General features: G+C 65.0%; 20 protein-coding genes. 8 read left to right on the top strand and 12 right to left on the bottom strand.

Annotated features, from left to right (window positions below; translation table 11 throughout):
• Positions 1-17 precede the first annotated feature (17 nt).
• The gene (locus EAH75_RS10350) at positions 18-1,796 is read right to left on the bottom strand and encodes a glutamine--tRNA ligase/YqeY domain fusion protein (RefSeq protein WP_140648544.1); all 1,779 of its coding nucleotides are present in this window, start codon (positions 1,794-1,796) and stop codon (positions 18-20) included.
• Between the two features lie 138 nt (positions 1,797-1,934).
• Between EAH75_RS10350 and EAH75_RS10355 the strand changes: the two genes are divergently transcribed.
• Positions 1,935-2,210, top strand: a complete 276-nt coding sequence (locus EAH75_RS10355; RefSeq protein ID WP_140648545.1) for a DUF2007 domain-containing protein — start codon at positions 1,935-1,937, stop codon at positions 2,208-2,210.
• A 49-nt stretch (positions 2,211-2,259) separates the two neighbouring features.
• Entirely contained in the window at positions 2,260-2,778 is a 519-nt protein-coding gene (locus EAH75_RS10360) for an adenine phosphoribosyltransferase (protein ID WP_140648546.1), read from the top strand.
• 79 nt (positions 2,779-2,857) lie between these two features.
• Here EAH75_RS10360 and EAH75_RS10365 read toward each other — a convergent pair whose 3' ends face one another.
• Positions 2,858-3,457 (bottom strand): hypothetical protein, encoded by a 600-nt coding sequence (locus EAH75_RS10365; protein ID WP_140648547.1) that lies wholly within the window; start codon positions 3,455-3,457, stop codon positions 2,858-2,860.
• A 2-nt stretch (positions 3,458-3,459) separates the two neighbouring features.
• Positions 3,460-4,398: a LysR substrate-binding domain-containing protein gene (locus EAH75_RS10370; protein WP_140648548.1), complete on the bottom strand. Its 939-nt coding sequence runs from the start codon at positions 4,396-4,398 to the stop codon at positions 3,460-3,462.
• Positions 4,399-4,725: 327 nt separating this feature from the next.
• Here EAH75_RS10370 and EAH75_RS10375 point away from each other — a divergent pair, with 327 nt between their 5' ends.
• Complete coding sequence (locus EAH75_RS10375) at positions 4,726-7,428, top strand: M1 family metallopeptidase (protein WP_140648549.1); 2,703 nt, start codon at positions 4,726-4,728, stop codon at positions 7,426-7,428.
• Positions 7,429-7,575: 147 nt separating this feature from the next.
• Here the strand turns inward: EAH75_RS10375 and EAH75_RS19630 are convergent, their stop codons facing one another.
• From EAH75_RS19630 to EAH75_RS10395, 5 genes are all read right to left on the bottom strand, one after another.
• Positions 7,576-7,713: a hypothetical protein gene (locus EAH75_RS19630; protein ID WP_161596180.1), complete on the bottom strand. Its 138-nt coding sequence runs from the start codon at positions 7,711-7,713 to the stop codon at positions 7,576-7,578.
• 22 nt (positions 7,714-7,735) lie between these two features.
• A complete protein-coding gene (locus EAH75_RS10380; protein WP_140648550.1) occupies positions 7,736-8,713 on the bottom strand; it encodes an aldo/keto reductase in 978 nt (325 codons plus the stop codon).
• Positions 8,714-8,933: 220 nt separating this feature from the next.
• Positions 8,934-9,251, bottom strand: coding sequence for a Txe/YoeB family addiction module toxin (locus tag EAH75_RS10385; protein WP_140648551.1), 318 nt, complete (start codon positions 9,249-9,251; stop codon positions 8,934-8,936).
• A complete protein-coding gene (locus EAH75_RS10390; RefSeq protein ID WP_140648552.1) occupies positions 9,251-9,781 on the bottom strand; it encodes a type II toxin-antitoxin system Phd/YefM family antitoxin in 531 nt (176 codons plus the stop codon). Before EAH75_RS10390 ends, EAH75_RS10385 begins: the two co-directional genes overlap by 1 nt.
• Positions 9,782-9,924: 143 nt before the next feature.
• Positions 9,925-10,950 carry an NADP-dependent oxidoreductase gene (locus tag EAH75_RS10395; RefSeq protein ID WP_140805359.1) on the bottom strand — a complete coding sequence of 342 codons (1,026 nt, stop codon included), beginning with the start codon at positions 10,948-10,950 and terminating at the stop codon, positions 9,925-9,927.
• 219 nt (positions 10,951-11,169) lie between these two features.
• Between EAH75_RS10395 and EAH75_RS10400 the strand changes: the two genes are divergently transcribed.
• Positions 11,170-15,270, top strand: a complete 4,101-nt coding sequence (locus EAH75_RS10400) for a hypothetical protein (RefSeq protein WP_140648554.1) — start codon at positions 11,170-11,172, stop codon at positions 15,268-15,270.
• The gene (gene prmC, locus EAH75_RS10405; RefSeq protein WP_140648555.1) at positions 15,263-16,087 is read left to right on the top strand and encodes a peptide chain release factor N(5)-glutamine methyltransferase; all 825 of its coding nucleotides are present in this window, start codon (positions 15,263-15,265) and stop codon (positions 16,085-16,087) included. The genes EAH75_RS10400 and prmC overlap by 8 nt, the downstream gene beginning before the upstream one ends.
• A 163-nt stretch (positions 16,088-16,250) precedes the next feature.
• Here prmC and dxs read toward each other — a convergent pair whose 3' ends face one another.
• Positions 16,251-18,143: a 1-deoxy-D-xylulose-5-phosphate synthase gene (gene dxs, locus EAH75_RS10410; protein ID WP_140648556.1), complete on the bottom strand. Its 1,893-nt coding sequence runs from the start codon at positions 18,141-18,143 to the stop codon at positions 16,251-16,253.
• A gap of 138 nt (positions 18,144-18,281) precedes the next feature.
• On the opposite strand from dxs, the gene EAH75_RS10415 reads away from it, so the two are divergent.
• Entirely contained in the window at positions 18,282-18,785 is a 504-nt protein-coding gene (locus tag EAH75_RS10415; RefSeq protein ID WP_140648557.1) for a low affinity iron permease family protein, read from the top strand.
• Between the two features lie 4 nt (positions 18,786-18,789).
• Here the strand turns inward: EAH75_RS10415 and EAH75_RS10420 are convergent, their stop codons facing one another.
• Positions 18,790-19,398, bottom strand: coding sequence for an HNH endonuclease (locus EAH75_RS10420; protein WP_140648558.1), 609 nt, complete (start codon positions 19,396-19,398; stop codon positions 18,790-18,792).
• Positions 19,399-19,639: 241 nt separating this feature from the next.
• Here EAH75_RS10420 and EAH75_RS10425 point away from each other — a divergent pair, with 241 nt between their 5' ends.
• Positions 19,640-20,422 carry a SapC family protein gene (locus EAH75_RS10425; RefSeq protein WP_140648559.1) on the top strand — a complete coding sequence of 261 codons (783 nt, stop codon included), beginning with the start codon at positions 19,640-19,642 and terminating at the stop codon, positions 20,420-20,422.
• Between the two features lie 60 nt (positions 20,423-20,482).
• Here the strand turns inward: EAH75_RS10425 and EAH75_RS10430 are convergent, their stop codons facing one another.
• The gene (locus tag EAH75_RS10430; protein WP_140648560.1) at positions 20,483-20,956 is read right to left on the bottom strand and encodes a GNAT family N-acetyltransferase; all 474 of its coding nucleotides are present in this window, start codon (positions 20,954-20,956) and stop codon (positions 20,483-20,485) included.
• 164 nt (positions 20,957-21,120) lie between these two features.
• Here EAH75_RS10430 and EAH75_RS10435 point away from each other — a divergent pair, with 164 nt between their 5' ends.
• Positions 21,121-22,563 carry an RNB domain-containing ribonuclease gene (locus EAH75_RS10435; RefSeq protein WP_240046116.1) on the top strand — a complete coding sequence of 481 codons (1,443 nt, stop codon included), beginning with the start codon at positions 21,121-21,123 and terminating at the stop codon, positions 22,561-22,563.
• A gap of 11 nt (positions 22,564-22,574) precedes the next feature.
• Here the strand turns inward: EAH75_RS10435 and EAH75_RS10440 are convergent, their stop codons facing one another.
• Positions 22,575-23,579, bottom strand: coding sequence for a DUF4105 domain-containing protein (locus EAH75_RS10440; protein ID WP_428993504.1), 1,005 nt, complete (start codon positions 23,577-23,579; stop codon positions 22,575-22,577).
• Between the last annotated feature and the right edge of the window lie 142 nt (positions 23,580-23,721).

A 23,721-nucleotide genomic window follows, 5' to 3' on the forward strand; every position in this document is an offset into this window, starting at 1 on the left:
GTTCGTCGGGCGGGCCGTTACTGGCCAGCCTGTTTGGTCCATGCGTCGCGCAGCGTCACGGTGCGATTGAACACGGGGGCGTCGGCGCGATGATCGATGCGGTCGGCCACGAAATAGCCCAACCGCTCGAACTGGAAGCGCTGCTCCGGCGCCACGCTGGCGGCGGCCGGCTCCAGCCATGCCCGTACCACGCGCTTGGCCTGCGGGTTGACGTGGTCGAGCCAGCTCTTGCCTTCTTCGTCGCTGTCCGGCGCGGCCACGCTGAACAGGCGATCGTAGATGCGCACCTCGGTGGCGACCGCATGCTTCGCGCTGACCCAGTGAATGGTGCCCTTCACCTTGCGGTCGGCACCGGGCATGCCGTGGCGGGTTTCCGGATCGAGCGTGCAATGCAGCTCGGTCAGGTTGCCGTCGGCGTCCTTGATCACTTGTTCGCACTTGATGATGCCGACGCCGCGCAGGCGCACTTCGCCATCCGGCTTCAGGCGGTGGAAGCCCTTCGGCGGCACCTCGGCAAAATCCTCGCGCTCGATCCACAGCTCGCGCGCAAACGGCACTCCGCGCGTGCCGAAACTGTCGTCCTTCGGATGGTTGGCGAAGGTCAGCGTTTCCTCATGGCCTTGCGACAGGTTGGTCAACACCAGCTTCAGCGGATCGAGCACCGCCATGCGGCGCGGCGCGGTGGTGTCCAGGTCCTCGCGGATGCAGCCTTCCAGTACCGCGTAGTCGATCATGCTGTTCTGCTTGCTCACGCCTACGCGCTCGATCAGCAGGCGCAGCCCGGCCGGCGTGAAGCCGCGTCGACGCAGGCCGCGCAGCGTGTTCATGCGCGGGTCGTCCCAGCCATCCACGAAGTTCTCGTTCACCAGCTGCGCCAGCTTGCGCTTGCTGGTGATGCAATAGCTGAGGTTGAGCCGCGAGAATTCGATTTGCCGCGGCTTGGCCGGCACCGTCGGCAGGCCGGCATCGAGCAGCGGCTGCCACAGTTCGGGGTGGTTCGGCAGGTCGACCTTGTCGACGAACCAGTCGTACAGCGGCCGGTGATCCTCGAACTCCAGCGTACACAGAGAATGGGTGATGCCTTCGAGCGCATCGGACAGGCAGTGTGCGTAGTCGTACATCGGATAGATCGGCCACGCGTCGCCGGTGTTCTGGTGGGCGATCTTGCGGATGCGGTAGATCGCCGGGTCGCGCATGTTTATGTTGCCGGCGCTCATGTCGATCTTCGCGCGCAGTGTCTTCGCACCGTCGGCGAATTCGCCCGCGCGCATGCGGCGAAACAGGTCGAGATTCTCCGCCACGCTGCGCTCGCGGTACGGCGAGTGTCGTCCGCCAGCAGTCAGCGTGCCGCGATACTCGCGCATCTCCTCGGCGTTGAGGTCATCGACGTAGGCGACGCCATCCTCGATCAGCTTGATCGCCGAGCGGTAGAACACCTCGAAATAATCCGACGCATGGCGCAACTCATGCCATTCGAAACCGAGCCAGTGCACGTCGTCCTTGATGCCCTCGACGAACTCCGGATCTTCCTTGCCCGGATTGGTGTCGTCCAGGCGCAGGTTGCACCAGCCGTTGAATTCACCCGCAATGCCGAAGCTCAGGCAGATCGCCTTGGCGTGGCCGATATGCAGATAGCCATTCGGTTCCGGCGGGAAGCGCGTGTGAACCGCATGGTGCTTGCCTGCAGCCAGGTCGTCGCGCACGATCTGCCGGATGAAATCCTGATGTGGAGCAGCCTGATGCACGGCGGTCGCTGCCTGAGTAGCGGGTGCAACGGCGGGATTGTCGGTCGACATCGGGTAAAGCTCGCAGGCGGTGGCGGAAACGACCAGTTTACCTCGTCGCTGTCATCGGGCGCAGCGCGGCGCTGATCCGCCATGGCGGCCCCGGGCCATCGCTTGCTCCGTGCCGGTGCGCGGGTTAGCGTGCAGCTCATGCATATCGTCTATCGAGCCGAAAATCTGTTCGATGCCCATCTGGTCAAGGATGCGCTGGAGGCGGTGGACATTCCGGCGTTCATTGCCGGCGAATACCTCACCGGTGCGGTGGGCCAGCTGCCCGCGATGGACTACATCGCGGTGATGGTGCCCGAATCGAGCCTCGCCGTGGCCCAGGGCATCGTGGGCGAAGTCGAAGCCCGGCTCAGCGAGGCGCGGTTGGCGATCCAGGACGACGACCTCTCCGCCGATCCGCTGACCGCACCTTGCTGATCGCTGCGGCCACGCCGATACCCCGCTTGCGACACCTACGAGGAACCTCATGCAAGATTTCGCCGCACTGATCCGCGCCGTGCCGGATTTCCCCAGCCCCGGCGTGATGTTCCGTGATGTCACCCCGTTGCTCGCCGATGCCGGCGCCTTCGCCCGTTGCATCGATGCACTGGCGGAGCCGTGGCAGGGCAGCGGCGTGCAGGCGGTAGGCGGTATCGAGGCGCGCGGCTTCATTTTCGGCGCGGCGCTGGCGCAGAAACTGCACGCCGGGTTCGTGCCGTTGCGCAAACCCGGCAAGCTGCCGCCGCCGGTGGTGTCGGTGGATTATCAGCTCGAATACGGCAGCGACCGACTGCAGGCACAGCGCGATGCGCTGAAGCCCGGCGAGCGGGTGTTGCTGGTCGACGACGTGCTGGCCACCGGCGGAACCTTGGCGGCGGCACGGTTGCTGGTCGAACAGCTGGGCGCCGAATTGGTTGGCGCCAGCGTGGTCATCGAGCTGCCCGGACTGCAAGGGCGGGACCGCTGGCGAGGCGACAAACCGTTGCATAGCCTGTTGCGTTATTGACCCGCACCGATCGCTTGCGCCATCGGCCATGGCGTAGCCATGGGCGCAAACCGAGCCGCTGCAAAATTCGCCGTGACGCTTACGGTGCCACCACGCCGATGCTCTCCACATAGATCAACTCGCACGCACCCGCGCCGGTATCGTCACGCGTCATCGAGGTGTTCCAGTGCCAGCCGTCGCGGCGGCTGGCGTCGACCAGGAAGCCTTCGATATGGACGACCTGGCCTTGGCGAACCTGTTCGAGTTCGCGCTTCACACCGGCATCGGCAGGGATCATGTGCATGTTCGCGCTGGAGGTTTCGATCTCGCGGCGCGGGATCGGAAACTCGTTCACATGCCAGTAGTAGAAGCGGCCGGACTGGGTAATGTCGATCTTTGCCAGGATGTCGGTGTCGGACATGCGGCCCCAGCCCAGCGCGAGATCCTCGGGGACCAGATCGGCATCGGCGCTCCACGAGTAATCCTTGCGCGACAGCACGCGTGCGGTGATGTCGAAATGTGCGCGCGTGGTCAGCGTGACATCGCCGCGCTGCAGCTGCGTGCCGGGGTCGAGGTCGACCTGTTCGGGCACGTCGGCTGCAAGCACGCCGGGCAGCGGGTGCAGCGGACGGTGTCGCCAGTGCGATAGCGCACCCACCATCACCAGCAACAGGACAGCACCGATCAGTAGCTTGCGCATGCTCAGCGGGAAATCGTTGCCGGGGTGGTCGCGGTATGGGGATCCAGCAGATCGGCGGGCAGTTGCCGGAGCACCTCCGCCAGGCGCTTCAGGAATCCGTCCATCGCCGAACTCTTGCGCCAGACCATCGCGATGCGCCGGCTCGGTGGGTGTCCCTTGAACTCGATCAGGTGCAGGTTCTCCACCGGCGCCACCGGCGGCTTCACTGCGGTGACCGGCAGCAGGGTGATGCCGACGTTCGCGGCCACCATCTGCCGCAGGGTCTCCAGGCTGGTGGCACGGAAACCGCTGCGCTCGCCCGCGCCGGCCATGTGGCACACCTCCAGTGCCTGGTCGCGCAGGCAGTGGCCATCCTCCAGCAGCAACAGGTTCTGGTTGGACAGATCGCTCAGTTTCAGCTGGCCCTGCTTGTGTGCCAGTGGGTGTGCTGACGACACCGCCAGCAGGAACGGCTCCTCGAACAGGAACTCGCTGTGCAGGCTGTCCTCATGCAACGGCAGCGCGAGGATGCCGGCGTCGAGCTTGCCTTCGCGCAACAGGCGCAGCACCGCCTCGGTCTTTTCCTCGACCAGCAGCAGCTCCAGCTTGGGAAACGCCTTGCGCACCAGCGGCAATACATGCGGCAGCAGGTACGGCCCCAGCGTCGGGAAAATACCCAGCCGCACCGTGCCCGATTCCGGATCGAGCGTGCGCCGTGCCACGCCGCGGATCTGCTCGATCTCGTTGAGCACATCACGTGCGCGACTGGCGATGTCGCGACCGACCTCGGTCAGCAGCACCTTGCGCGGCGTGCGCTCGACCAGCGGCACGCCGAGCTCGTCTTCGAGCTTCTTGATCTGGGTGGAAAGGGTCGGCTGGCTGACGAAGCAGGCCTCGGCGGCGCGCCCGAAGTGCCGGTGCTCGGCCAGGGCGACCAGATACTGGAGATCGCGAAGGTTCATGGGTCACTCGTTGCCATAGGCTTGCGCTATGGCCTGGATGGTAACAATCAATTGGAGCAATACAAGCGTGGGTTCTATTGTGCTCACACGTTTTGCTCGCAACACCCCGCGCGTCGGAGTCCCCTCCCTCTCCCCGCCGGCGCGCGGGTCTTCCCACGGCGACGAAGCTCACTCCGTCGCCGTTTTTTTGCCCGGATTCCCTCGGGCTGATTTGTTGACCGTGGCCGCGTCACGGTCGCCAGGTCTGCGTACCTGTGCCTTCTGGCACTGGGTCGAAAGTCACCCCGCCCCTAGCGTTGGAGTTCTCCACTTTCAGGGAAACGCCCCATGCGCCGTCTTGTCCGCCCCCTCCTGCTTACTGCGCTCGCCACTTGTTGTGGCGCGGCGTTCGCCGCTACCGCCGATCAGGCGCCGCAAGGCCGGCTGCCGGGCTGGGCCGTACCGCAGTCGTACCAGCTCGCGTTCAAGGTCGATCCGGCGCAGCAGGATTTTTCGGGCACCACCACGATCAAGGTCAAGCTGACCCAGGCGTCCGACCATTTGTGGCTGGACGGCGCCGAGCTGAAGGTGTCGAAGGTGACCATCACCGACGCCGCCGGCAAGGCGCACGTCGGCAAGTACGTCAGCGTGGAGCCGAAGGCCGGCGTGGTGCGGGTGGATTTCGGCAGCACGCTGCAGCCGCAGCAGCTGACCTTGAAGTTCGAATACACCGCGCCGCTCAACGCGCAGTTGCAGGGCCTGTACAAGGTCACCGCCAAGGGCCAGCCGTATGCGATGACGCAGATGGAGCCGATCAGCGCGCGCTTCGCATTCCCCGGCTTCGACGAACCGGGCTTCAAGACCCCGTTCGACCTCAGCATCACCGTGCCTGACAGCCAGGCGGTGGTGGCGAACACCGACCAGGTGAAGGAGCAGGCCGCCGGCAAGGGCTGGAAAACCGTGACGTTCGCGCAGACCCTGCCGTTGCCGACGTATCTGGTCGCGTTCGCGGTCGGTCCGTGGGACATCGTGGCCGGCCCGGACATTTCGCCGGATGCGTACCGTGCCAAGCCGCTGAAGCTGCGTGGCGTGGCCGCCAAGGGCGAAGGCCACCGCATGCAGCACGTGCTGGGCGAGACCCCCAGCATCATCCATGCGCTGGAGAACTACTACGGCTTCGGCTATCCGTTCGGCAAGCTCGATCTGCTGGCCGCACCGGACTTCGAGGCCGGTGCGATGGAGAACCCGGGCCTGGTGACGTTCCGCGACTGGCTGCTGCTGCTGGACAAGGATTCGCCGGCGCGCAACGTGCAGGGTTCGTTCAACGTCACCGCGCATGAGTTGGCCCACCAGTGGACCGGCGACACGGTGACCACCGAATGGTGGAACGACATCTGGCTCAACGAAGCCTTCGCCACCTGGATGCAGCAGAAGGTCACCATGGAAGTGCACCCGGAGTACCGCGCCGATCTCGATCGCGTGCGTGGTGCGCAGGGCGCGATGAGCAACGACAGCCTGGTCAGCGCGCGCAGCATCCGCCAGCCGATCACCGGCAACGGCGACATCATGACCGCATTCGACGGCATCACCTACCAGAAGGGCGCCGGCGTCATCGCCATGTTCGAGAACTACGTGGGCGAGAAGACGTACCAGAAGGGCATGCGCGCGTACATCCAGAAGCAGAAATTCGGCAACGCCACCGCCGATGACCTGGTCGCGGCGATCGCCACCGCCGCCGACAAGGGCGATGCGTTCAAGCATGCGTTCAAGAGTTTCCTCGACCAGTCCGGCGTGCCTTATGTGACGACCAGGCTGGAACAGAAAGACGGCAAGACCGTGCTGCATCTGAGCCAGAGCCGCTACCTGCCGATCGGCAGCACCGGCGATGCAAAGCGCATCTGGGGCGTGCCGGTGTGCGTGCGTTACGGCACCGCCGCCAACGGCAAAGATAAAGCACAGTCCAGTAAGGTCAGCTGCGACATGCTCGATCAGGCCACCGGGTCGATGGTGCTGGCCGGTGCCAGCAACCCGACCTGGGTGATGCCGAACGCGAACGCCAGCGGCTATTACCGCTTCAGCCTCGGCAAGGCGGCCCTCGCCGGTCTGGTGAAGCAGGTCGGCAAGCTCAGCGATGCCGAACAGCTGGCCTACGCCGATGCGGTCAATGCCAGCTTCCGTCATGGCGACCTGGACGCCGGCGACGTGCTGACCGCGCTGCAGCCGCTGACCGGTTCGAAGATCCGCGACGTGGCCACCGCGCCGCTGGATCAGGTCGGCTGGATCTATCGTCACGAAGCCACCACCGATGCGCAGCGTGCCCGTCTGGCCGCATGGGCAAAAGCCGCCTACCTGCCGCGTCTGGAGCAATTGAGTTACCAGCGCAAGGCGGGCGAGCCGGAGGAAGACTCGCTGATGCGCAGCGAGCTGGCCGGTAGCCTCGGCTTCGGCTTCAAGCTGCCGGAAGTTCGCGCGGCCCTGCTCAAGCAGGGTGAAGCGGCGCTCAAGCCGACGGCGGACGGCCATCTGAACCTGGCCGCGGCCGATCCGGACCTGCTCGGCGATGCGCTGGGCATGGCCGTGCAGGAACACGGCAAGAGCGCGGTCGATGCGTTGATCGCCGAACTGCCCAAGACCAGCGATCCGGCCCTGCGCAACGGCATCCTCGGCGGCCTGGCCAGTGTGGAAGATCCGGCGCTGACCGAGCAGGTGCGCAACTTCGCGCTGACCAAGCCGGTCAAGGTCGGCGAGATGGCCATGCTGCTGCGCGCCGGCCGTGACACGCTGGCCCAGCGCGATGCGATGTGGACGTGGTTCACCGCGCATTACCAGCAGATCCTCGATCGCACCGGCAGTTTCTCCGGTGGCCGACTGCCATCGCTGGCCGCTGGTGGCGGTTGCACCTCCGCCGAGGGTGATCGTCTGCAGGCGTTCTTCAAGCCGCGTCTGAAGGATGCCGCCGGCATCGATCGTGGTCTGGCGCAGACCAGCGAATCGATCCAGCTGTGCAGTGCGCTCAAGGCCAAGCAGGATGCGGGTGCGATCCTGCGGTAAGCGCGAAGAAGGGACGTATGTACGCCGGCACGTGGAACGTGCCGGCGTCGTGCTGATAGGAGCAGTCAATCCGCCCCTGGTTTTCTCGGACCACCAACACGCTTCGCATGATCGGGGTTGCCATCACCGCCTCGAACAGCCGAGGCCTCAGCTCGCCACGACGACGTCCTTCGGCACGTTGGCATCGATCCAGCTGATGATGAACACCTCCAGTGCCACACGTTGCGGCACGTCGATACCGACCCGCACGAATGCAGCGGTCAGAAGAGCAGGATCGGGAGCCACCTCACTGTCCGGATGGGCTCCCTCACGAGTGCCCGGATACCGCGTGCGGTACGTAGTGTTCTTCCAGCGTTTCGATTTCCGTCGGCGTCAACGACAACGAAAGCGCCGCCATCGCATCGTCCAGGTGCTGCGCTTTCGAGGCGCCCACGATCGGCACGGTGACCCACGGTTTGCTCAGCACCCACGCCAGCGCCACCTGCGCCATCGGCACGCCGCGCGCGGCGGCAACGCTCGCCACCGCATCCACCACCGGACGGTCGGCATCGGGCGCCCGATACAGTGTCTTGCCGAACTCGTCGGTCTGCAGGCGCTCGCTGTCTTCGCCCCAGGCACGGGTGAGGCGGCCGCGGGCCAGCGGGCTCCAGGGGATCACCGCCACGCCCGAGTCCTGGCACAGCGGCATCATCTCGCGCTCCTCCTCGCGGTAGAGCAGGTTGTAGTGGTTCTGCATGCTGACGAAACGGGTCCAGCCGTTGCGCTCGGCCACATGCTGCGCCTTGGCGAACTGCCAGGCGTACATCGACGAGGCACCGATATAGCGCGCCTTGCCAGCCTTCACCACGTCGTGCAGCGCCTCCATGGTTTCCTCGATCGGCGTGCGCCCGTCCCAGCGGTGGATCTGGTACAGATCCACATAGTCCGTACCGAGGCGGCGCAGGCTGTGGTCGATCTCGGCCATGATCGCCTTGCGTGACAGGCCGACCGCGTTCGGGCCGGCATGCATGCGCCCATGCAACTTGGTTGCCAGCACGATGGCATCGCGCTGGCCGTGCTCCTTCAATACGCGGCCGACGAATTCCTCCGAGGTGCCGTCGGAATAGATATTGGCGGTATCGAGAAAGTTGATGCCCAGGTCCAGCGCCCGGCGGATCAGCGGCCGGCTGGCGTCCTCGTCCAGCGACCACGGGTGCGCGCCACGATCGGGCACGCCATAGGTCATGCAGCCCAGGCACAGACGCGATACTTCGAGGCCGGTGTGGCCAAGCTTCACGTATCTCATGGCGTGACTCCCGCGCAGAAGAATGGCTCCAGGAATCATACGCCGGGCCGTGCAGGCGCACTCGGCACCTGCACCTGCCCGCATGGCTCACTGCTCTACGCGAAGAGACAGCAACTTGGGCGTCGAAGGCGCACGAAAACCCTAGCTTCGATGCAGAACTGCGTCCGAATTAATTGCCTCCGTTCCCTTGTCTGTCTGCTGGTGGCCTAGATTGGCTATGTCAGTAATGGAATCGACAGGAAGCAATCTGCAGGAACCGGGTCGGATCGATTCGTTCTTTTCCTTTACGTGGCACACCAGCCTCGAACAGCCGGTAAACCAGTCGATGCTCGCGATCGATGCGACGAGACCACCAGCCCGTCAGGTTGCTCTTTAAGGGCTCAGGCCTTCCGATTCCAGTGAACGGTGACTTGCATATGTCTTTGATCAGGGCATTGATTCGGTCCACTTGGGAGGAATCATGTTCTTGCCAGTAGACGTAATCTTCCCAGGCTTGCTTGGTGAAGCACACATCGTCCGTGATGATTTCCCTAGCCATTAGCCACGGGCCTTGGTCTTTTGAGTGACACGTGGCGAGGGCAATTTTACTTCCTCAAGCATTAGGCGGCTGCGACTATCGCTGGGGCTGAGGTACTGGACGGCCACTGCTCGAGACTTGGGTTTGACCGCCTTATCGACCTTGTTGGCAAGCGCTGAGGCCGTCAGTGAGTTGTTTCCACTCGTGCTCTTGTTACGAATGGATTTCTCAGAACCCGCGCGGGTCGTCTTGCCAGTCGCAGTCGGCGCCTGTGGGACAGGTGCAGCCCCACCGAAGTCCTCCGGGCCAAGCACACGTACGCTGGGGAACGCTGCATGGGCCTCGGCAAGACTTTCAATTAACCACGAGGCATTGGCCGGCGTGCTGAGCAAGTACATCGTCTCCTCGATGGCACTGTAGTCGTCGAGTGACATTACGACTGCGTCGCCGGCGTCCCTGCGTTTAATTAGTGTGACCGTATGATCAGCCACCACCTCGTCGAGCAACTGTTTGAGGTTGCTTCGAGCATCGCTGAAATTCACGGTTCGCATGAGCCTTGTCCTCGGAACTTGTACAAAATTACGTACATGTGAGTCTAAGGCAGGTCGTGAACTGTGGCAATCGGGGGCCAGAAGCATTCAGTGATTCATGAAGGAAAGCCCTTGGGGATGGCCGCTTTGTTCCAGAAGGTGGTTCACTTTGAACCTTGCACATCCGCCCCCACCCGCAACACCAACTTCCCCCGATGGCTCCCATCAAACAACCGATTGAGCACCACCGGCGCGTTCTCCAACCCATCTGCCACCGTCTCCTCCGCCTTCAACTTCCCCTCACGAATCCATCCACCCAACGCTTGCACCGCCTCCCGCGTCTTCGTGTAATCCAGCACCAGAAACCCCCGCATGCTCAACCGCTTCATCACGATCACACCGAAGTCGTCGCTGGGGCGTTCGCTGCTGTTGTAGCCGGAGATCAACCCGCACAGCGCGACGCGCCCGCCGATGACCATGCGTGAGAGCACTGCACGCATCACCTCGCCGCCCACGTTTTCGAAGTTCACATGCAGGCCATCCGGCGTGGCGGCCTTGAGCTGCTGCTTGAAGTCCGCCGCCTTGTAATCGACGGCGGCATCGAAACCGAGTTCGTCAGTGAGGTAGCGACACTTGTCGGCGCCGCCGGCAATGCCGACCACGCGCGCACCCATGATCTTGCCGATCTGTCCGGCGATGGAACCGACCGAACCGGCCGCGGCGGAAACCACCAGGGTTTCGCCAGGCTGCACCGGGGCGATATCGGTCAGGCCGTAATAGGCAGTGACACCGCTCATGCCACAGGCGCCGAGCAGGGTGGGCAGCGGAATGCCGGGATCGGCGGGCAGGCACACGTAGCCCTTGGCGCTCTCGTGCAGGACCAGATAGTCCTGCCAGCCAGTGACGCCCTGCACCAGCTCGCCTACCTGGTACTGCGCCGAGCGCGACTGCACCACGCGGCCGAGGCCGAGTGCACGCATCACTTCGCCGATCGCCACCGGTGGCAGGTACTGCGGGATGTCGCGCATCCACACCCGATTGGTCGGATCCATCGAGAGGTACAGCACGCATACCAGCACCTCGCCATCTTTCAGCTCGGGTACGGGCTGCTCGATCAGGTCGAAATCCTCGCGCCTGACCAGGCCTTCGGGACGGGCCTTGAGGCGCAACTGGCGATTGATCAGGGGCATGCGGTTCACCGTGATGAGGAAGCGAGGTAGATCGCATTCCACTATACGGCGCCGTCGTTATCGGCATGTAACCCCATTGTGTCGCCGGCTGCGTTGAATCAGTGATCGGAATTGTTTCGTGCCCGGAGACCCGGGACCACAACCGTAGGCGGGCATGGCTGTGTGCCTGTCGTGTTCCACTTACACTGTGCCGGCCGCACGGCACACAGGGAGAACTGCATGCTCGCTCGAACGTTCGGACTGCTGAGTCTGTGGCTGCTGTTTGCCACACCGTTGCCGGCACAGGATGTACCGCCGCCGTTGCGCGACTGGCAGGGCTGGGTACTGCACGATGTGCCGCAGCATGATTGTCCGTTCCTCGCCAATCAGATGCCCGGTGCCGGCAGCCATCAATGTGCGTGGCCCGGCCGCCTGACCCTCGACGCCGGCAAGGACGGTGGCCGTTTCAGCCTGGATGTGCACGTGGATGCGCCGAGCTGGGTGGCATTGCCTGGCGACGAAAGGAACTGGCCACAGCAGGTCAGCGCCAACAAGCAGACGGCCACGGTGCTGCAGCGCGCCGGTGCGCCGATGCTGTGGCTGACACCGGGCGACTACCAATTGAGTGGCACGTTGCCATGGACTTCTCGCCCTGCACGAGTGCGTGTCCCGGCCATGATCGGATTGGTCACGCTGAGTGTCGATGGTGCGGCTGTTGCGCGCATCGAACGCAACGGTGATCAACTCACCCTCGGCGAAGCTGCCGCGGCACAGCGTGCCGCCGATGCACTGTCGTTGCGCGTCTATCGCCGTCTCGAAGACGGCCTGCCGGCCACGTTGCAGACGCAATTGCAGCTCGATGTCACCGGCAGCGCTCGCGAGCAGTTGCTGGGGCCGGCATTGCCGGACGGCTTCGTCGCCACCGCGCTGACCGGCGATCTGCCGGCACGGCTGGAGAATGATGGCCGCCTGCGCGTGCAGCTGCGGCCGGGACACTGGACGATCACGCTCGCCGCCCGCAGCGTCGCGCCGCTGGGCAAGGTCGCGCTGAAGTTGCCGGCCACGCCGTGGCCGCAGCAGGAAGTCTGGAGTTACGCCGACGACACCGGCCTGCGCAGCACGCGCGTGGAAGGCCATGCCACCGACGCGGCCCAGGCTGGTGTGCCGTCCGAGTGGGGTGACCTGCCGGCCTATGCACTGGATGACGGCACTGGTCTGGCGATCGAGCAGGGCACGCGCGGCGACGAAGGCGGCAAGGGCGACCAACTGCATTTGCAGCGTGAGCTGTGGCTGGATTTCGACGGCGTCGGCCTCAGCGTTGCCGATCATCTCACCGGCGAGTTGCGCCATCACCAACGGCTGGACGTGCCGGCGCCGTGGCAGCTGCAGCGTGCCGCACAGGCTGACGAACCGCTGCTGATCACCAAGGGTGCCGACGATCGCAGCGGCGTCGAGCTGCGCGAGCAGCAGCTCGACCTCGATGCCGGCTTGCGCCTCGCCAGTTATGGCGGCGCGATCCCGAGTGCGGGCTGGCAGCTGCCGCTGGAAGGCATCCAGGCCACCTTGCACCTGCCTTCGGGCTACCGCTTGCTCGGTACAGTCGGTGCCGATCGTTCGCCCGATTCATGGGTCGCACAATGGAGCCTGCTCGATCTGTTCGTGGTGGCGCTGATTGCGCTGCTGGCCGGCCGTCTGCTCGGCTGGCCGTGGGCACTGCTGGCTGCCGGTTATCTCGCGCTGGCCCAGCACGAGAACGCCGCGCCGCTGTGGACACTCGCCGGCACGCTGGCGCTGGCATTGCTGCTGCGTGCCTTGTCGGAAGGTCGCCTGCGCTCTTCTGCGCGTATCGGTGCATTGACGGTTTTTGCGTTGGTCGTGCTGTGGACGCTGCCGTTCGTTGCGACGCAGCTGCAGTACGCGTTGCATCCGCAGCTGGAAAAACATCCGGTGGACAAGATGGTGCAAGTGCAATACATCCAGCCGGCGCCAGCATTGCCACCTCCACCTTTACCGCCTCCACCGCCCGGGTCGCCTGTGGTTTCAGAAATGAGTACCAATGCCGCCGTTGCCTCCGTGGAGGATCAGTCGAGCGAGACTGATGCTGCAACCGAAAAAGGTAAGCTTAGTGGGATCGTCGTGTTGGCCTCCTCGTTGAGGAGGCCTGAGCAAGACAGCCGCGCGTTGATTCAGGCTGGCGCAGGCATGCCGCACTGGGATCAGGGCAACAATTATCGACTGGGCTGGTCCGGGCCGGTGACGGCGGATCAGAACACGCGACTGGTGATCGCACCGGCATGGCTGGTGCGCTTGCTACGTGTGGCGATGGTCGTGTTGCTGGCAGCGCTGCTGGCCAGACTGGTATCGACGCTGTTGCCGCTGCGTGGACGCTGGCCCGACTGGCGCGGCCGCAACGTGATGGGTGCCGCGTTGCTGGCTCTCGCGTTGCTGCCGCATGGCGTGCGTGCGCAGGACATGCCGAGCCAGCAACTGCTCGATCAGCTGCGCAACCGTCTGACCGAGGCGCCGAAATGCGCGCCGACCTGTGCCGATCTGGCGCAGGCGCAGTTGCAGGCCAATGGCGATGCGCTCGATGTCGAGCTGGAAGCACATATCGGCACGCCGGTCGCGTTGCCGTTGCCGCAGGCCGATGACGCCTTGCAATTGCTCGATGTCAGCGTGGACGGCCATGCCGACGCGCCGCTCACGCGCCGCGGCAATCAACTGCTACTGCGACTGGATCGCGGCGTGCATCGGGTCAGCCTGCACTACCGCATCGGTACGGCCGACAGTGTCAGTCTGCGTTTTGCGCAGCGACCGCAGCGCGTCACGTTCAACGGCCAGGGGTGGTCGCTGGACGGTGTCGATGATGGTCGTGCGCTGGGCGACAGCATCGCGCTGCACCGCGTGCACGCCGCCAGTGACGGCAAGAACCTGCCAGCCGCACAGAGTTTTCCGCCGTATGTGCGGCTGACCCGCCGGCTGGTGCTGGGTCTCGACTGGACGGTGCAGAACGTGGCCGAACGCATCGCGCCACAGCAGGGTGGTTTCAGCACCACGCTGCCGCTGCTGCCCGGCGAGCATCCGCTGGGTGACGATGCGCTGGTCAAGGATGGCCATATCAGCATCACCTTCAACGCGAACAGCAACAGCGTGAGCTGGACCAGTCGTCTCGATCATGCCGCGCAGCTGGCGTTGAAGGCACCGGACCTCGGTGAACGTGCCGAGGTCTGGGAGATCCATGCCGCGCCGATGTGGCACGTCGATGCCAAAGGTGTGCCGACCAGCACCAGTGACGATGGCCTGCTTTACCAGCCGCTGCCGGGCGAGAACCTGCAGCTTGCCTTCAGTCAGCCGGTGGCGGTGGCGGGCGACAGTCTGGCCTTCGATGGCGTGCAGCTGACCAGCGCGGCCGGCGAGCGTGCGAGCGAGACCACGCTGAGCCTGCATGCGCGCAGCACGCGCGGTGGCGAGCATGCGATCGATCTGCCGGCACGTGCCGAATTGCTGGAGGCGCAGCGCGACAACCAGCCGATCAACCTCGCCGTGCGCGACGGCAAGCTCAGCCTGCCATTGCTGCCCGGCGCGCACGATTACACGTTGCGCCTGCGCGAGCCGCATGGTGTTGCCGCGCGCCTGCGCACGCCGACGTTCGCCCTGCACGCGCCGGTGGCGAACATCAACCTCGCGCTGCAGCTGCCGCAGGATCGCTGGGTGCTGTGGACGTGGGGGCCGACGGTGGGGCCGGCGGTGCTGTACTGGTCGCAGCTGATCGTGCTGCTGCTGGCGGCGTGGCTGCTGGCACGCTATGCGCCGACGCCGCTGCGTTTCCATCACTGGCTGCTGCTCGGGCTGGGCTTCTCGGCATTCGCCTGGAGTGCCTATGCGCTGGTGGTGCTGTGGCTGATCCTGCTCGGCCTGCGCGCGCGCGGAGCCCCTGCGGAGCGACTGACGGCAACGAAATTCAACCTGCTGCAATTCGGCCTCGCCGCACTCACGCTGGTGGCGCTGACCGTGTTGATCAGCGCGGTACCGAAGGGGTTGCTCGGTCTGCCCGACATGCATGTGGCCGGCAACGATTCCAGCGCCTGGAGCCTGCGCTGGTTCGCCGATCAGAGCGCCAATGCCCTGCCGAGCGGCGGCGTGTTCAGCGTTTCACTGTGGGTCTACAAGCTGGCCATGCTGGCGTGGGCGCTGTGGCTGGCCAACGCGCTGATCGGCTGGCTGCGCTGGGCATTCGATGCATGGACGCACGGCGGTTACTGGCGCAAGCGCGAGCCGAAGCTTGCCGTGACGCCGCCGCAGCTGCCGCCATCCACGCCAGAGCCGCCGCACGATGCCTGATGTCCGCAACATGCTGGCCGCGGCCACGCAGCAGCTCGGTGAGCGTCTCGATGCCGAGCTGCTGCTGTTGCACGTCGTGCAGAAATCACGCAGCTGGCTGCTCACACATGCCGATGACGTGCTCGATCCGGATGCCCGGATGGCTTACGCGAGCCTGATCGAGCGGCGTGCGAATGGCGAGCCGGTGGCCTATATCACCGGCCAGCGCGGTTTCTGGTCGCTGGACCTGGAAGTGACCCCGGCCACGCTGATCCCGCGCCCGGAAACCGAGTTGCTGGTCGAACTGGCACTGCGGCGTTTGCCGGATGATGTCCCGTGCAGCGTGGCCGATCTCGGCACCGGTAGCGGTGCGATCGCACTGGCGATTGCAAACGAACGCCCGTACGCGCAGGTGATCGCCACCGACGCCAGCGCCGACGCTCTCGCCGTCGCGCGGCGCAACGCGCAGCATCACGCCATCGGCAACGTCGCTTTCGTGCAGGGCGACTGGCTGGCACCGCTGGCCGGTCAGCAGTTCGACCTGATCGTCTCCAACCCGCCTTACATCGAAGCGGAAGATCCTCATCTGGCGCAGGGCGATCTGCGTTTCGAGCCGGCCAGCGCGCTGGCCTCAGGCCCTGATGGCCTGGACGATATCCGCCGCATCGTGCACGACGCACACGTCCACCTGCGCCCCGGCGGCTGGCTGCTGTTCGAACATGGCTGGAACCAGGGCGATGCCTCTCGTGCATTGCTGCGCGAGGCAGGCTATGCCGAAGTATTTACGGCCTGTGACCTGGAACAGCGCGACCGCGTCAGTGGCGGCCGCTTGGGGTAAACCGCTGCGCATCGTCTTCCGCGGGCTTTTGTGGCAGCGGCTTCAGCCGCGATGCTCTTTGGTTGATTGCCGACGAGCGAAAGCACGCGGCTGTGCGATGGCAAATCCGGAGCAAAGGCATCGCGGCTGAAGCCGCTCCCACAGTACAGGGCGGGCGGGAGCCTCAGCCGGTGCTGGCGATGTTCGATGCGGCAGGCTGCGGGAAACGTGCGTGGATGGCGTTGCGGATACCGGGCAGATCGAGGCCGGCCATGCTCAGCACTTCCTCGCGGCTGCCGTGTTCCAGATAGACGTCTGGAAGGCCAAGATGAAGGATCGGCAAGGTGATGCCGTGCGCGGCCAGGCACTCGGCCACGGCGGAGCCGGCGCCGCCGGCGATCGCGTTGTCTTCCAGCGTGACGAAGGCGTCGTGGGTTGTTGCCAGCTCCACGATCAGCGCCTCATCCAGCGGTTTGACGAAGCGCATGTTGACCAGGGTCGCGTCGAGCTCGGCGGCAACCGTGGCGGCGGGAGCCAGCATCGTGCCGAAGCTGAGCAGGGCCAGGCCGCGGCCGCGCCGGCGCAGCTCGGCCTTGCCGATCGGCAAGGTGTCGAGTTGCTGATGAATCGCGGCGCCAGGACCGCTGCCGCGCGGATAACGCACCGCAGCCGGGCCGTGGTACTGGAAACCGGTGCTCAGCATCATGCGGCACTCGTTCTCGTCGGCCGGCGCCATGATCAGCATGTTCGGCAGGCAGCGCAGGAAGGTGAGGTCGAAGCTGCCCGAGTGGGTGGCGCCATCCGGGCCGACCACGCCGGCGCGGTCGATGGCGAAGGTCACATCGAGATTCTGCAGCGCCACGTCGTGGATCGCCTGATCGTAGGCACGCTGCAGGAAGGTGGAATAGATCGCCACGACGGGCTTGGCACCCTCGCAGGCCATGCCGGCGGCCAGCGTCACAGCGTGCTGTTCGGCGATCGCCACGTCGAAGTAGCGCAGTGGATATTCCTTCGAGAAGCGCACCAGGCCGGAGCCTTCGCGCATCGCGGGGGTGATCGCGAGCAGGCGTTCGTCGGCCGCGGCCTGGTCGCATAACCAGTCGCCGAAGATGTCGGTATAGGTGGGTTTTGCCGGCGCGTTCTTCTTCACCAGACCGGCTTGCGGATCGAACGGACCGACCGCGTGGTACTCGATCTGCGCCTGTTCGGCCGGGGCGTAACCCTTGCCCTTGGTGGTGATCACGTGCAGCAGCTGCGGACCGGGCAGGTTCTTTACCGTGCGCAGCGCCTGCAGCAGTTGCGGGATGTTGTGGCCGTCGATCGGGCCGGTGTAATGGAAGCCCAGTTCCTCGAACAGCGTGCTGGGCACGAACATGCCCTTGGCGTGTTCCTCCCAGCGCTTGAAGAAACGGCCCATGAGGGATTGCTTGGGAATCGCCCGCTTGGCCCGTTCGCGCCATTCGTTGAGGCGGCGGCTGGCCATGGCGCGGGCCATCATCTTGGTCATCGCACCGACGTTCTCGCTGATCGACATGCCATTGTCGTTGAACACCACCAGCATGTTGGGCTCGACATCACCGCCATGATTGAGCGCTTCGAACGCCATCCCGGCAGTCATCGCACCGTCGCCGATCACCGCCACCACCTTGCGCTGGTCACCCTTGTACTGCGCGGCGATCGCCATGCCCAGCGCGGCCGAGATCGAGGTGGACGAGTGGCCGACGCCGAAGGTGTCGTATTCGCTTTCCTCGCGGCGGGGAAAAGGCGCCAGGCCGTCCTTCTTCTTTATCGTCGTGATGCGCTCTCGGCGGCCGGTGAGGATCTTGTGCGGATAGCACTGGTGGCCGACGTCCCACACCAGGCGGTCGTGCGGCGTGTCGAATTCATGGTGCAGCGCCACGGTCAGTTCCACCACGCCCAGGCCTGCGCCGAAGTGGCCGCCAGAGCTGGCAACGGCCTCGATCAGGTATTGGCGCAGCTCGTCGGCTACGGCAGGCAGCTCGTCGTCGGACACGCGGCGCAGGTCGGCCGGCGTCTCGATCGAGGCCAGGTGAGGGTAGTGGGAAAGGTCGTTCATCTGCGTATTGTTGGCCCAGCGGCCGGGCGGAGCAAGGGCACGGCCGTGAAGGCACGGGGTCTTTTCAGGGCATTGCGCGTGCACATTCAGCATACGAGCGCGGTTGCATGCTGTCGAAGACCCGTCAGGAAATCAGCCATGGCCACTCTTTCCCAGCACTTTCGCCAGTTCGCCGAAGTGACGGCCCGCAGCACCGGCCGGCCGACGGCCTTTCTGCTGGCTGCGCTGGTGGTGGTGGTGTGGGCGGCGACTGGTCCGCTGTTCCACTTCGGCGATACCTGGCAACTGGTCATCAATACCGGCACCACCATTATCACGTTCCTGATGGTGTTCCTGATCCAGAACAGCCAAAACCGCGACAGCGCCGCGTTGCAGATCAAGCTGGACGAGTTGATCCGCGCGACCGCGGCGCATAACAGCCTTCTCGACCTCGAAGATATGGACGAGGAGACGCTGGAACGCATTCGCGAGAACTATCGCAAGCTGGCCAGCCGCAAGCAGAGTGAGCACGCCGCGAACGATGCGGCCAGCCAGAAAGAGGCCGACGAGGCCTGTGCGGAGGTCAGGGAGATCGATCGCGAGCTGAAGAAGAACCGTGAGACCCAGACCGGCACCGGCACCGGAGGAAGCTCCGGCGACTAGGCGGCTAGGCGTGTTCGAGCCGATCGCGGCGACGCTGGCGCGGCAGCCGGCTGACCAGGAACTCCATCTGATCGGCCAGGATGTTGCGGTTGGACAGGATCAGGTGCTCGACCCAGCTCGGCCGGTACGGCACCGCCAGCAACGGCATGTTGGCCTGCTGTGGTGTGCGGTTGCTCTTCTTCAGATTGCAGGCAAGGCAGGCGCTGACCACGTTCTCCCAGTCGTCCTTGCCGTGCTTGGAAATCGGCAACACATGGTCGCGGGTCAGTTCACCGCGGGTGAAGTGCTCGCCGCAGTACAGGCAGATATGACGGTCGCGGGCAAACAGCGCGGTATTGGTGAGTGCCGGGGCCGGATCGATCGCATGTTCCCGGCAATGGCCGGTGCTGGCGATGATCGGATGCAACTCGATATGGCTCTGCGTGCCGAGCAGGCGATTGTGGCCGCCATGCACGGTGAGGCACGGGTCACCCAGCGTCCAGGCGACGGCATCGCGGACGTACAGGCAAACCGCGTCCTGCCAGCTGATCCAGTCGAGGATGCGGCCGGCAGCGTCCAGCGATAGCACGCGGGTCGCATTGAGGTCGGCCCGACTTGGCACTTCCATCAGCATGTAAATCGTCCTTCAGCCAGGGCTTCGAAAGAGCGTTTCAGTATTGCGGAATGCTTGTCTGCAGCCAGCATAGAACAATTTCGTTGCAATTCGCATGCAAATGCGGCAGCAGAGCCCCTGGCACGGCAGTCGCCGCCGCGCGGAAGCGCTGATATGATTGACAGTCAACACAGACCTGACGCCGGGTTTGGTAGGGGCGCTTCGGTGGTGACCCGGCACGGCGGGGGCAGAGGTAAGTAACGTGGCTGAAGTTCTTTTCTACGAACACCCGGTTCCGCTCAATCGCGCCGAACACAAGGATCTGCGCCTGAAGGGCTTGCCGAACGTGAAGTTCGCGATGAACGCGCACTCGGTTCCGCTGACCGGCGTGGAGTTCGGCGTCGCCGCGCGCGACCTGCTGATCGTCTTTGCCGGCACCGACATGGCCAGCGCCGGGCCGGTGGCCTTGCTGGGTCTGCGCCAGAACGAAAACCTGTATGTCGACGCCGAAGGCCAGTGGGCGCCGAACACCTACATGCCCGCGTTCGTGCGCCGCTATCCGTTCGTGCTGGCCGAAAAGCCGGCCGGACAGGATGGCGATGACTTCACTGTGTTCCTCGACGAACGCTACGAAGGCTTCAACGCCAGCGAGGGCGAGCGCCTGTTCCTGGAAGACGGCACCGACAGCGAAATGCTGACCAAGGCGGTCGGTTTCCTCGGCGAGTTCCAGCAGAACGTCGCGCGCACCAAGTGGTTCATGGAGCAACTGCTCAAGCATGACCTGCTGGAGCCGCGCAATGTCCGCCTGCAGAAAGACGGCAAGGACGGCAAGGAAGGCAAGGCGATCAACCTCAACGGCCTGTTCGTGGTCAGCGAGGAAAAGCTGCGCGCACTGGACGAGAAGGTCACCCACGAGTTCCTGCGCGAAGGCGTGCTCGGCTGGGTTTACGCGCACCTGCTGTCGCTGGCGAACATCGACCGCCTGGCCCAGCGCCTGGACGAGCGTGAGCAGGCGGAAGCGGCTGCCGGTGGCACCACCAACTGATCGTTGCCTTCATCGGCATGATCGCGAAGAAGCCGCCCCCGGGCGGCTTCTTCGTTTCGGTCAGTGCACCGGCTTGGCCAGCCTGAGCAGATCCGGCGCGTAGCCGGCGGCCTCGTACAGCGCACGCGCCCGATCGTTGCCGGGAAACACCGCCAATGTCACCAGTTGGCAATGATGCTCGCGCGCCCATCCCTCGGCGTGGGTCAGCAGCGCCTTGCCGACACCGTTGCCTTCGTGTTTGGGGGTCACAGCCAGGTCGGAGATGTGGCAATTGCTGCGGCCGGTGAAGAAATCCGCGGTGCGCTGCAGGTGGATGAAGCCGACTCGTTCGCCCTCCGCACTTTCGGCCACGAACAGGTAGCTGTTGGCCGGTTGATCCTCCAGATGCCGCAGCAGATCGTTGCGGATGCCCTCGATGCATTCGTGCCGACGCCGCCATGGTGGCAGCGTGAAGTCCACGAAACGGGGCACCAGCGCAAGGATGAAATCGTCGTCGTCTTCGGCCAGACGAATCAGCAGGGACGTGTCGGTCATGGGGAGTCGGTGGAGTGGCGGAGGTATCGACGCCGTTTCTACACCTTGTGCGGTGACCGGGGAAGTCCCCGCCGACCCGTGTATATTTTTGAAAGCCGCAACAACCGGCAGGGTGAGGCAACGGCCCTGGACCATCGACAGACACTGCGCCAGGGAATTCGCCCGTGCCGACCACCACCCGCCGCATCCACATCCAGCCCAGCGACGACAACGTGCTCGTGCAAGGCATGCGCGACATCCAGAGTCAGCTGAAACTGCCGCCGGCGTTTCAGCCGGAGGTCGAGGCCGCGGCCGCCCAAGCCGCCGCCAATCCACGGCTGCCGGAGCTGGATCGCACCGACATCGCGCTGGTCACGATCGACCCGCCGGAGTCGATGGATCTGGATCAGGCGATGTACGTCGAGCGTACCGACGGCGGTCATCGGGTGTACTACGCGATTGCCGACGTCGCCGCGTTCGTCACTGCCGGTGACCCGATCGATCTGGAGGCGAACCGGCGCGGCGAGACGCTGTACGGCGCGAATGCCAAGATCCCGCTGCATCCCAAGGTGCTGTCCGAAGGCGCCACCTCGCTGCTGCCCGGTCAGCAGCGTCCTGCCTTGCTGTGGACGATCGAGCTGGACAAGGCCGGCGAGATCGCCGGCATCGACGTGCGGCGCGCCAGGGTCAGCAGCCGCGCCAAGCTCAACTATGCCGGTGTGCAGCAGCAGATCGACGCCGGCACAGCCGATCCGATGTGGGCCGTGCTGCGCGAGATCGGCGAGCTGCGCAAGCAGCGCGAGCAGGCGCGCGGCGGCATCAGCCTGCCGCTGCCGGAGCAGGAAATTGACGTGGTCGACGGCCGCTGGTCGCTGGCATTCCGCGCGCGCCTGGCGGTCGAGGACTGGAACGAGCAGATCTCGCTGCTGACCGGCATGGCCGCGGCGCAGCTGATGGTGCAGGCCAGGGTCGGCCTGCTGCGCACCTTGCCCGCACCCGAGCCGCAATCGCTGCAGCGCCTGCACATCACCGCCAGGGCGCTCGGCATCGACTGGCCGGACGGCTTGAGCTATCCCGAGTTCATCCGCACGCTCGACCCATCGAAGGACACCCATGTCGCCATGCTGACGGCATGCACCACGGTGCTGCGCGGCGCCGGCTATACGGCATTCAATGGCGAACTGCCGGCACAGCCGATGCAGTGGGCGGTGGCCGCGGAATACACCCACGCCACCGCGCCATTGCGCCGGCTGGTCGACCGTTATACCGGCGAAGTCTGCGTGGCGCTGTGCGCGAAACAATCGGTGCCCGACTGGGCGCTCGCCGCGTTGCCAGGCCTGCCCGCCACGATGCAGGCCTCCGGCCACCGCGCCGGCCAGTACCAGAAAGCCGTGCTCGATCTGGCCGAGGCCGCAGCGCTGGCGCCGCGCGTGGGCGAAACCTTCATGGGCTCGATTGTCGAAGTCGCCGCCAATGCACCCACCAAGGGTGTGGTCATCGTGCGCGATCCGGCAATCGAAGCCAGCGTGTCGAGCGCTGCCAACCTGCCGCTCGGCGCCGACGTCAAGGTCAAGCTGGTCGAGGCCGATCCGGTCAAGCGCACCACGCGCTTCGAGTTGGCCGGCTGACCGGCAGGCGATCAGCGAAGTCCGGTGCGGATCGCCTTCGAGAAATCCTCGCCTGGTACCGTGCTTCTCGCCCGATCGGTAATGCGCCCACGCTGACGCAACTGCTCGACCGAGACGCTGCGATCCAGTGCGCCGACCTTGTACAGATACTCGGGCAGGTAACCGGTCAGCAGCAGGCGCATGTCCCACGGCAGTCCCGAGTCGATCTGGCGGGCCATGCGATAGACGATCGTCGTGCAGTTCGAGGTGATCGTGTTGTAGAACGCAGGCGTGTCGGACAGCGTGTTCGCCGCGTGCACGTAGGAGAGGAACAGCGCGCGCATGGTGGCCTTGTCCATGCGCAGCGGGTAGAGGTAATCGTCTTCGCCACGCAAATTGGTGCGCACGCGGATGATGTCGTGCTCGTCGGCGGCAACCAGGGTGGTTTCGAACTGGCGGAAGAATCCGCCAATCGACGAGTACTGATCGCCGCGTTTCTTGCGGATCTCCACCGAGAACACCACGTGGCTGCCATCGTCGAAGCCGAACGAGATCATCGCGTGCGCGATTGCCTTGCTGCCCCAGTAGGACAGCACCGCGTCGGCCGAGATCAGCCGGTCCAGGTCGTAATGGCGGGTTTCCCAGCGCGCATCGTAGTCGGCGTCGGTGCGCCAGGTGAAATCGCGCACGTTGTCGAGCGTGACCGCATTGCCTTGCACGCGGCCGGTCAGCATGCGGGCGACATCGTCCGACCACACCCGATTGTTCGATGGCGCGATGCTCGCCCACCAGATCAGCAGCGCCGCGTACATCACCATGTAGACGCCCAGCGGCAGCCAGCTGCGCCGACTGATCGCAAACACCGCAAGCGCGATCACGGCGAGGGCCCAGATCGTGCTACCCAGCGTCCGCGCAACTGCGCCACCCGGCAACTGGTACCAGAGCGCGAGCGCACCCCACGCGCCCGACAGAACCGCGATCAACGCAGTCGCCACGAACAGCACGGCCCGGCCCATCATCCAGAGTTTCTTCGTCATCGCCTCTCCACCATATCGACCGCCGCCGCAAGCGTGCGGCTTTGATCGCGGGAAGACAATGCATGGCCAGGCACAGCACGCACCGCCTGCAATCCGATCGCTACAATCACCCCGCCACCCGTCGAATGGACCACAGCAGCAT

The sequence above is a fragment of the Rhodanobacter glycinis genome, assembly GCF_006438785.1.
Taxonomy (GTDB): Bacteria; Pseudomonadota; Gammaproteobacteria; order Xanthomonadales; family Rhodanobacteraceae; genus Rhodanobacter; species Rhodanobacter glycinis_A.